Origin of the sequence: Psychrilyobacter sp., from assembly GCF_049671765.1 — a bacterium.
Lineage (GTDB): Bacteria > Fusobacteriota > Fusobacteriia > Fusobacteriales > Fusobacteriaceae > Psychrilyobacter.
In genome coordinates this window covers 1-5,776 of the sequence record NZ_JBATVM010000188.1, presented here as the reverse complement: position 1 = coordinate 5,776, position 5,776 = coordinate 1, and the positions used below count along the sequence as shown (strand labels likewise).

Sequence of the window (5,776 nt, the reverse complement as noted above, 5' to 3'; positions counted from 1 at the left end):
CTTTCGATCTCGTGTAACAAAGTCTGTAAGAAAAATGATATAAAATTAATAAGAGTTCATTCAAGCAGTATAAATAAATTAAAAGAAAGTATCAGCGAAGTATGTGAATATTTAGAGGAGTAGGAGGAGGAAAAGATGAAGGTATTTGTTCACCATATATATGAATATGAAAAAGGATTAAGAAATTTAGTTTTACACACAACGTCTAAAGATAACCTTGAGATGATTGAGATGAAATTAGGAAAGAGGAAGATAAACTATAAAATATATGAGACCAAAAATAACAATCTTAATATTTTTTTTGGAGCTGAAGAATGTGTAGAAGTTATAAAAAAAATTGGGAAGGATTATTTAGGAGATTATACAGCAGAGGAAGATTTTATATTAGGCATAATGCTAGGTTATGATAGGAAGAAACAGTGTGAAAGATTTATGAAATATGGAGAAATAAATAGAGCTTAAATCAAGAAAAGTTCTGCCAGTAAGAATTATTTATAAGATCTTTTCTGTTGTTAAAAAATGACAGGATAGACTACTAGAAAATGCATATACTATAGTTTTTATAGATACTAACATTATAATATTCGAAGTGAAGGGTATATAGTATAAAAAACAATCTATATCGCCATTGGAATTAATATGATTGTAAAAATTTAAATGAAAAAAAAGATGAAAAAGTTTATGGATTATTACAGTAATTATAGATACCAATAGGGATTAAAAAAGATGACTCCTGTAGAATACAGAGATCATCTTTTGAATGCCTAAATATTGCCCTACTCTTATATATAAGAGTGCAGTTTATATAAATTAAGAGCTTTTTATTTCTACAAAAAACTAAATTTCTTTATCTAACAAAGTGAGTATATGTTTTAGGTTCCAGCTCAGGAGACTCTATTTTACCTTTACCATTTTCAACTAATTTTAAAAGATAAGCCATATTTTTACCCAAAACTCTCATAATTTGTTTTCCCTCTTCATCTTGTTCAATATCTCCAGGAGCAGTACCGTGGATTACATTCCAGTAATTAGAAGTAGGCATAGTTAATTCACAATAATTTAAAAAGTTGTTTAATTGATTAAAAGTTGGAATTCCACCAGAACGTCTAACTGCGACAATAGAAGCACCAACTTTATTTCTTAGCATAGATGATCCACCCATAACATAAAATGCACGATCTAAAAATGATTTCATTGTTCCAGCAATAGCAGAATAATGTACAGGCGATCCTAAGATTACACCGTCAGCTTCCTTCATTTTTTGAATCCATTCATTTACATAGTTATCATCTTTTATGATACATCTATCATCTAATTTTACTCTGCACTGACCACAGGCTAAACAGCCTCTAATAATTTTATTTCCAACGTGGATAACTTCTACTTCTATCCCTTCTTTTTTTAATTCAGCGGCTACAATATCTATGGCTTGTCTAGTGTTCCCATTCACCTTTGGGCTTCCATTAAATGCTACTACTTTCATAAATATATCTCAACTCCTAAAGTTTATAAATTTTTGTTAAAAAGAACAGTTATCTGGATCAGGGAACAATCTCATTCCATTACATTGTTTTTCTAAAATTATCTGATCATCTTCATCTAATGAAAAATCAAAAATATTTTTATTATTTAAAATTCTTTCCTCTTTAATAGATTTTGGAAGGACTATGATTCCACGGTCTACTAAAAATTTTAAAGCTATATTAGCTATTGTTTTATTATGTTTTTTGGCAATTTTTTTAATTTCTTCATTAGAAAAAATTCCTCCTGACTGCATGGGAGCATATGCTTCTAACTTTATTTCTTTAGATTCACAGTATTTTTGTAAATTATATTGAGGTAGTCCTAAATGGATTTCTACTTGATTTATCACAGGTTTTATTCTCGCGGTTTTTAGAAGATTTTCAATATGATTCGCATTAAAATTTGATACTCCAATAGATTTTATTTTACCAATTTCATATAGTTCTTCCATTGCCTTCCATGAATCCGCAGCTTTTTCTTCTCCTTTATACCAATGGATCAAATACAGATCAATATATTTTAAATCTAATTTTTTTAACGAGTCATCGAATGCTTTTTTAGTTGATTCATAACCTTGGTCTGAATTCCATAATTTAGTTGTTATAAAAAGTTCTTCTCTAGGGATTTTACTGTCTTTTATAGCTTTTCCTACTTCTACTTCATTTCCATAGATCATAGCAGTATCTATATGTCTATACCCAGATTCCAAAGCTATTTTTACAGCATTATAAACATCTTTTTCCTTAGCCCGAAATGTTCCTAGTCCAATAACAGGAATGTTTATTCCGTTGTTCAAAGTTATCGTTTTCATAATAATCCTCCAAAAAAAATTAATTTTATTTATACTTTAATTATACCTTATATTTTTCATATAAGACAGTTTCTCCACCAATTTTATATTTACAGATCTCAGGATACAGTTTTTTAAAATGTTCAGAATTTAAATGATTTTCTAAATCGTCTTTAGTTTCCCATTTTTCAATAAAAGACATAGATGTAGTATCTTCTATGCTAGTATAAAAATCATACTCTATACACCCTTTTTCTTTTTTTGTTTCTATTACCAATTTTTCTGCAATTTCTTTTATTTTTTGAATGTCATTTTTTTCTGCTATTATTTGTACAACCATTGCAATCATATTTGATATCCTCCTAATATTTTTTTAGTTTATTTGTTCATAATAACAATATCATTAAAAGTATTATATGTGAAGTAGTTTCCATATAGTTATGTAGTTTCTAAATAGAAACTATTGATTGTTTTCTCACTTTGTAATATAATCAATCAGTTAAAATAATTAAAAATAATTAATAAAATATTAAAAAAATGAAGCAAAAGGAGCTGTTATGAAAGAAATTTTAAGGTTAAAACAAAAAGAAATAAAAAAGTTGTCTGGTTTAATTGAGTTTTATGATCACAATAAGAGGATAAAAAAAAGTAAAATTGTTAAATTCGAAAGAGATTACACCTGTTTAGATTATATTATTTGGTTTGAGAATAACTATCATTGCTACTTAAAAGATATTATTTCAGTAGACGGAAAAACAAAAGATGACTTTGTTAAATCTAAACGAATTAATACAAAATATATGGTGGCTATGGTTATTATCTTTATGGGTATTCTTGTGGATTTAGAGTTTACAATGGGAAATATGTATAAATAAATTTATCTTGACTAAAAAAAGATAAAGTTCATATATGAACTTTGTCTTTTTTTTATATCTAAGATGCGACATCACGTTGCTTTTATACATCTGATTTAATTATAGTTTTGAGAATATTTTTTAAATTATTTTTATCTTCACCTAATAATCCATTGATTTTAATGGAATATTTAGCAGTAATATCGTTTATTTTTTCTGTATAATCACTACCTTTTTCAGTAAGAGAAATATATACCAACCTTTTATCTATAGTTGTGTTATCTTTTTTTAATAATCCAAGTTTAACATACCTTGTTATAGTTTCAGATACAGTGGATTTAGAGATCCCCCAAATTTTAACTAAATTTTTAAATTCTGTTTCTTTTCCTTGTTTGTATAAAATTATAAAAAGATCGATATGCTTTAATTTTATTGGGATCTCTTTGTTTTTAAATTCTGCTTTTAAATTATCGTTAAATCTATTATTTACACATTTTAGAAGCTCTACTACACTTTCTTTCATTTTTCCCCCTTTAATTTTAATATATATCTATTATACCATACATTTTATTCGTTCGTGGTTGAACAAACTTAGAAAACATGTTATAGTGTCTAAGTTGTTCAAGTTCGAACAACTTATTTTAAGGAGGTTAGCATGTTTAAAAAAATATTAAAAAATGAAATTTTATCTGGAATGACAGTTGCACTGGCACTTATCCCTGAATCTGTTGCATTTGCTTTTGTAGCAGGGGTAAGTCCCATATTGAGTTTAAAAGGTGCAGTAGTCATGGGATTAGTCGCGGCTATTTTTACTGGAAGGCCAGCAATGATTAGTTCTTCTACAGCTGCTATTTCAGTTGTTTTTGCATCCTTAATAGCGACTTATGGTTTAGAATATTTATTTGCCACAGTAGTCCTTATGGGGATCCTTCAAATATTATTGGGAGTTTTTAAACTGGGAAAATATACACAGATCATCCCATATTCAGTAACATTAGGATTTTTAAATGGTTTATCTATTGTTATGTTTACCGCTCAGTTTTCTCAATTTAAAATTAATGGAAATTGGATGCCAACAAAAGATCTAGTGATTATGATTATCTTTGTAGTGATGACTATGGCTATAATCTATTTTACTGGGAAAATAACTAGTGCTATACCATCGAGTTTAGTCGCTATAGTGGCTGTAACAGTTGCTTCAAGTCTTATGGATCACTATGATATCTATTCTTTGAGAACAGTTCAAGATTTTGCAGGGATGGAGTTAAAGGGTGCTCTTCCAACATTTTCTATTCCCCATGTATCTCTTAGTCTAGAGACATTTAAAATAATATTTCCATATGCTGTAATAGGAGCTCTTGTAGGTCTTACTGAAGCTGTGTTAACTGGAAGGGTTATAGATGAGATGACTAATACTAAAAGTAAAATTAATAAAGAGTTCTTTGCCCAAGGTTTAGGAAACTTGGCAAATGGTCTGTTTGGAGGTATGGGTGGAGATGCTATGATCGGTCAATCAATTATAAATGTAAAATCTGGTGGAAGAACTAGATTTTCAGCGATTGTTGCCTCAGTTACCTTGATGATATTCATGTTATTTGGTTCTATTTTTACAAATGCCATTCCATTATCTGGATTAGTTGGAGTTATGTTTATGGTAGTTATCGGTACATTCAAATGGGAGAGTTTAAAGTATGGTGGGAAAATTCCTAAATCAGATGTCATAGTTGTTTTAGCTGTAACTTTTATAACTATATTTCAAGATCTGGCAACTGCAGTTATCGTAGGAGTTATTTTATCTGCTCTTATGTTTGCTTGGGAAAAAGGAAAGATCATATATGCCAAGATTGAAACTGGTGTGAATGGAGAAAAAATTTATAAGATGAATGGCGTCTTATTCTTTGGTTCGGTTTATAAATTAAAAGAGATCTTTGATGTCAATACCGACCCTATGAATGTTATACTAGACCTTAAACATGCTAAGGTAATGGATTTTTCTGGAATAGAAACAATCAATGGAATTGCAGAGAAATATGCGGATTTAGGGAAAAAATTTACCTTGAGAAGGCCTAATGAAAATTGTAGATTACTATTACAAAATGCAAAGAATATAGACTCTATAAAATTTTCCATAGATAGTTTATAAAAAAGTAAGGGAAGGTTTTATACCGATAAACATAATTCATATTTTCTTAGATAATAAAAAAATGAAGTTTGACTCAAAAGGGTCAATCTTCATTTTTTATAATTTTATTACTTATACATATATATATTCATAGTTTCTAATAATCTTAAATTTATATAACCTGGTTATACAAATTTATATCTACAGATTCAGCTAATTCAATTAATTTTTCGATATTTACTTTGAAATGCTCAGATTCTTCATGGATTTTAATAGCTTCAAAACTTTCCCATTCCTCTATAAATGTTAAAGTAGAAGGATTTTTAGTCCCTTGAAATAAACCATATGAAATATTCCCTTCTTCTTTTCTACTTGCTTTTGCTAAGATTGAAGCTACTTCTAAATAAAGGGCTCTATTTTCTTCCTTTACATTTGCTTTTGCTGTGATTTTTATCATAATTTTTCTCCTTGAATATTTATTTTTTC

Annotated in this window: 8 protein-coding genes; 3 read left to right on the top strand and 5 right to left on the bottom strand. The window is 28.3% G+C overall.

The window, feature by feature from the left end:
- Positions 1-135 precede the first annotated feature (135 nt).
- Positions 136-462 carry a DUF2023 family protein gene (locus tag WBG30_RS09375; protein ID WP_424504392.1) on the top strand — a complete coding sequence of 109 codons (327 nt, stop codon included), beginning with the start codon at positions 136-138 and terminating at the stop codon, positions 460-462.
- A 385-nt stretch (positions 463-847) separates the two neighbouring features.
- Here the strand turns inward: WBG30_RS09375 and WBG30_RS09370 are convergent, their stop codons facing one another.
- The 3 genes from WBG30_RS09370 to WBG30_RS09360 are packed head-to-tail and all read right to left on the bottom strand — an operon-like array spanning position 848 to position 2,663.
- Positions 848-1,483 (bottom strand): flavodoxin family protein, encoded by a 636-nt coding sequence (locus tag WBG30_RS09370; protein ID WP_424504391.1) that lies wholly within the window; start codon positions 1,481-1,483, stop codon positions 848-850.
- 36 nt (positions 1,484-1,519) lie between these two features.
- Positions 1,520-2,335: an aldo/keto reductase gene (locus WBG30_RS09365; protein WP_424504390.1), complete on the bottom strand. Its 816-nt coding sequence runs from the start codon at positions 2,333-2,335 to the stop codon at positions 1,520-1,522.
- A 40-nt stretch (positions 2,336-2,375) separates the two neighbouring features.
- Positions 2,376-2,663, bottom strand: coding sequence for a putative quinol monooxygenase (locus tag WBG30_RS09360; RefSeq protein ID WP_424504389.1), 288 nt, complete (start codon positions 2,661-2,663; stop codon positions 2,376-2,378).
- 208 nt (positions 2,664-2,871) lie between these two features.
- Between WBG30_RS09360 and WBG30_RS09355 the strand changes: the two genes are divergently transcribed.
- Positions 2,872-3,189 (top strand): hypothetical protein, encoded by a 318-nt coding sequence (locus tag WBG30_RS09355; RefSeq protein ID WP_424504388.1) that lies wholly within the window; start codon positions 2,872-2,874, stop codon positions 3,187-3,189.
- Between the two features lie 82 nt (positions 3,190-3,271).
- On the opposite strand, the gene WBG30_RS09350 is transcribed toward WBG30_RS09355, so the two are convergent.
- The gene (locus WBG30_RS09350) at positions 3,272-3,691 is read right to left on the bottom strand and encodes a MarR family winged helix-turn-helix transcriptional regulator (RefSeq protein WP_424504387.1); all 420 of its coding nucleotides are present in this window, start codon (positions 3,689-3,691) and stop codon (positions 3,272-3,274) included.
- Positions 3,692-3,823: 132 nt separating this feature from the next.
- Here WBG30_RS09350 and WBG30_RS09345 point away from each other — a divergent pair, with 132 nt between their 5' ends.
- Positions 3,824-5,311 carry a SulP family inorganic anion transporter gene (locus WBG30_RS09345; RefSeq protein WP_424504386.1) on the top strand — a complete coding sequence of 496 codons (1,488 nt, stop codon included), beginning with the start codon at positions 3,824-3,826 and terminating at the stop codon, positions 5,309-5,311.
- A 151-nt stretch (positions 5,312-5,462) separates the two neighbouring features.
- Here the strand turns inward: WBG30_RS09345 and WBG30_RS09340 are convergent, their stop codons facing one another.
- Complete coding sequence (locus WBG30_RS09340) at positions 5,463-5,747, bottom strand: putative quinol monooxygenase (protein WP_424504385.1); 285 nt, start codon at positions 5,745-5,747, stop codon at positions 5,463-5,465.
- Between the last annotated feature and the right edge of the window lie 29 nt (positions 5,748-5,776).